We start from the raw sequence: 2,738 nt of genomic DNA, 5'->3' as shown, positions 1-2,738 counted from the left end.
GCCCTGGTCGACGCCGTGGTCCGCGTTTCGCGGCTGGCTGTGGAGCGGCCCGACGTGGCCGAGGCCGAGATCAATCCCGTCGCGGTGCTGCCGCAGGGCGGGGGAGTGGTCGCCCTGGACGCTCTCGTCCGCCTGTCCGGGGAGGGGTGAGACCACCCGTGCTCCACTCCCCATCCCGTCGCCGGACGGCAACCGGCCGGCGACTCTGTTCAAGATTCCATCCCCGCAGGAGCCAGTGATCCCCATGGACGTGCGCATCGACGACCTCTCGCTCACCTTCGGTGAGTTCACCGCTGTCGAACATCTCGACCTCCATATCCGCGACGGCGAGTCCCTCGTATTGCTCGGGCAATCCGGGTGCGGAAAAACCAGCACCATGCGCTGTGTGGCCGGCCTGGAAGATCCCAGCGGCGGCACGATCACCATCGGGGGCACGACGGTCTTCGACGCCGGGAAGAAGGTCAATCTGGCGCCCAACAAGCGCAATGTCGGCCTGGTCTTCCAGTCCTACGCCGTCTGGCCCCATATGACCGTCCTGGAGAACGTGGCCTTCCCGCTGCGGATGAAGAAACGGCCCAAGGCCGAGGTGCGGGCCCGGGCACTGGAGAAACTGGAACTGGTCGGCCTGGCGCACCTCGCGGCGCGCGGGGCGAGCATGCTGTCGGGCGGGCAGATGCAGCGGGTCGCCCTGGCCCGCAGCCTGGCGATGGAGCCGGCGGTGATGCTGCTCGACGAACCGCTGTCCAACCTCGATGCCCGGTTGCGGGAGGACCTGCGGGTCGAACTGCGCCGGCTCCAGGTGCAGCTCGGGCTCACCTGCATCTACGTCACCCACGATCAGGGGGAGGCGCTGGCGCTGGCCGACCGGATCGCCATCATGCAGGGCGGTCGTATCTCCCAGCTGGCCGACCCGTGGGGCACCTACCGGGCGCCCGCGTCGGCCTCCATCGCGGCATTCCTCGGCGTCTCCAATATCTTCGCGGTCCGGGCCCCGGCGGAGCGCGAAGACCGGCTCCGGCTCCGGGAGCACGAGCTCGAGATCGCCTTCGGCACCGAACTGCCGCCGGATACGAGCGATCTGAGTGTCTGTATCCGGCCCGAACACGTGCGACTCGCCCCGGACGAGGGCCGCGACGCGATACCCGAACGGCCGAACACCTGGGCGGGCACGGTCGAGATCAGCGTTTTCCAGGGATCGTTCGCCCGGTGCTCGGTCCGGCTGGACGCCGGCCCGGTGATCGAGGTGCAGAGCCACGAGGAGGCGGCCGGACTGCTCCGCACGGGCGACCGGGCCGTGGTCGAGATCGATCCCAAACATATCCGGGTGCTGCCCGGTGAGGTTCCCGCTTCCGGAGAGGAATCCTGATATGGCCCTCATGACATCGGCGCCCGAGGCGCAGGTTCCGGCGCGCAAGCCTGCGCCTCCGGGACGCTCCACCCTGCCGTGGCGGAAACGCTGGCTGCCCTCGGGCACACTGCTGGTGGTGCTCGCGGTGCTGATCGTGCTGCCCGCCGCACTGGTCCTGCTCGCCGCCTTCAGCACCAGCGTGCCGCGGCCGGGCAATATCGGTTTCGATCTGACCCTGGACAACTTCGGTATCTTCTCCGCGCCGCAGGTGCAGGACGCGTTCGTCAACTCGCTCGTCCTGGCCGTGAGCGCCACCGCGCTCGCCTGCCTGATCGGAGGTGGGCTGGCCTTCCTGGCGGCCCGCTCCGATATCCCGATGCCCAAGTTCGTCTATCTGATCGGCCTGATGCCGCTGTTCCTGCCGTCCTATGTGGGCGCGCTGGCGTGGTCGATCCTGGGCAGCCCGGTCGCCGGCCTGCTCAATATCGCCCAGCGCGATATCGGCCTGTCGGTGCCGTTCGATATCTACTCGCTGCCCGGGATGATCTTCGTCTTCGCCGTGTACTACTCCCCGTATACCTTCCTGCTGGTCCACGGCGCGATGTCGATGATGAGCCCGGATCTCGAGGAAGCCGCCCGAATCCACGGCGCGACCCCGCGGCGGATGCTGAGCCGGGTCTCCTTCCCGCTGGCCATGCCGGCGCTGATCGGTTCGGCGATTCTCACCTTCACGCTGATCTTCGAGAATTTCCCGGTGGCCCAGGTGCTGGGTACCCCCGGCGGCGTGGACACCCTGCCCACCTTCATCTTCCGGCTGCTCAACGCCACCCCGTCGCGGGGCAACGAGAGCGCCGCCATCGCGGTCGTGCTGGTCGCGATCGTCGTCCTGGTGACCTGGTTGCAGAACCGGGCGCTGCGCAAACGCTCCTTCACCACCGTCACCGGTAAAGGGGTGCGGCAGAAGAAGTTCGCGCTGGGCCGGGCGCGGATCCCGGTATTCCTGCTGACCCTCGGCTTCTTCGCGGTATCCATCGTGCTGCCGATCCTGGCGTTGCTGGTCGCCGCCGGCCAGACCTCGCCCTACCTGACCTCCATGAGCCAGCTGACCGCGTCCGGCGGGCTGGACTTCGGCTCCTTCGGTGAGGTCCTGGGGTCGTCCGGGTTCCGCGAGGCCGCGTTCAACAGCGCGGTGGTCAGCGTTTTCGCCGCTGTCGCGGGTACGGTGCTGGCCTTCCTCTGCGGCTATGTGGTGTACCGGTCGAAGGCGTCCGGCCGGACCCTGGTGGAGACTGTATCGATGATGCCGCTGGCGATTCCCGCGGTAGTCCTGGGTATGGGGCTGCTGTGGACCTGGCTGGTGCTGCCGGTACCGCTCTACGGGACCCTCGCC

3 protein-coding genes are annotated in these 2,738 nt (G+C 68.3%); all 3 read left to right on the top strand.

Going from position 1 to position 2,738, the window contains the following annotated elements:
- Positions 1-3: 3 nt before the first annotated feature.
- Entirely contained in the window at positions 4-150 is a 147-nt protein-coding gene (locus ACWDU1_RS31360) for an acetate--CoA ligase family protein (protein ID WP_450004036.1), read from the top strand.
- 94 nt (positions 151-244) lie between these two features.
- On the top strand, positions 245-1,366 hold the full coding sequence (locus tag ACWDU1_RS31355; RefSeq protein WP_450004035.1) for an ABC transporter ATP-binding protein: 1,122 nt from the start codon (positions 245-247) through the stop codon (positions 1,364-1,366).
- Position 1,367: 1 nt separating this feature from the next.
- Positions 1,368-2,738 (top strand): ABC transporter permease (locus ACWDU1_RS31350; protein ID WP_450004034.1); only part of this gene is annotated, 1,371 nt, incomplete at its 3' end.

It is taken from the genome of Nocardia sp. NPDC003345, assembly GCF_053589395.1.
This window is presented reverse-complemented; position numbering and strand designations above follow the sequence as displayed.

Excerpts from the sequence above, each read along its gene's own strand:
- ACWDU1_RS31355 (WP_450004035.1), top strand. The coding sequence starts at position 245 with ATGGACGTGCGCATCGACGACCTCTCGCTCACCTTCGGTGAGTTCACC.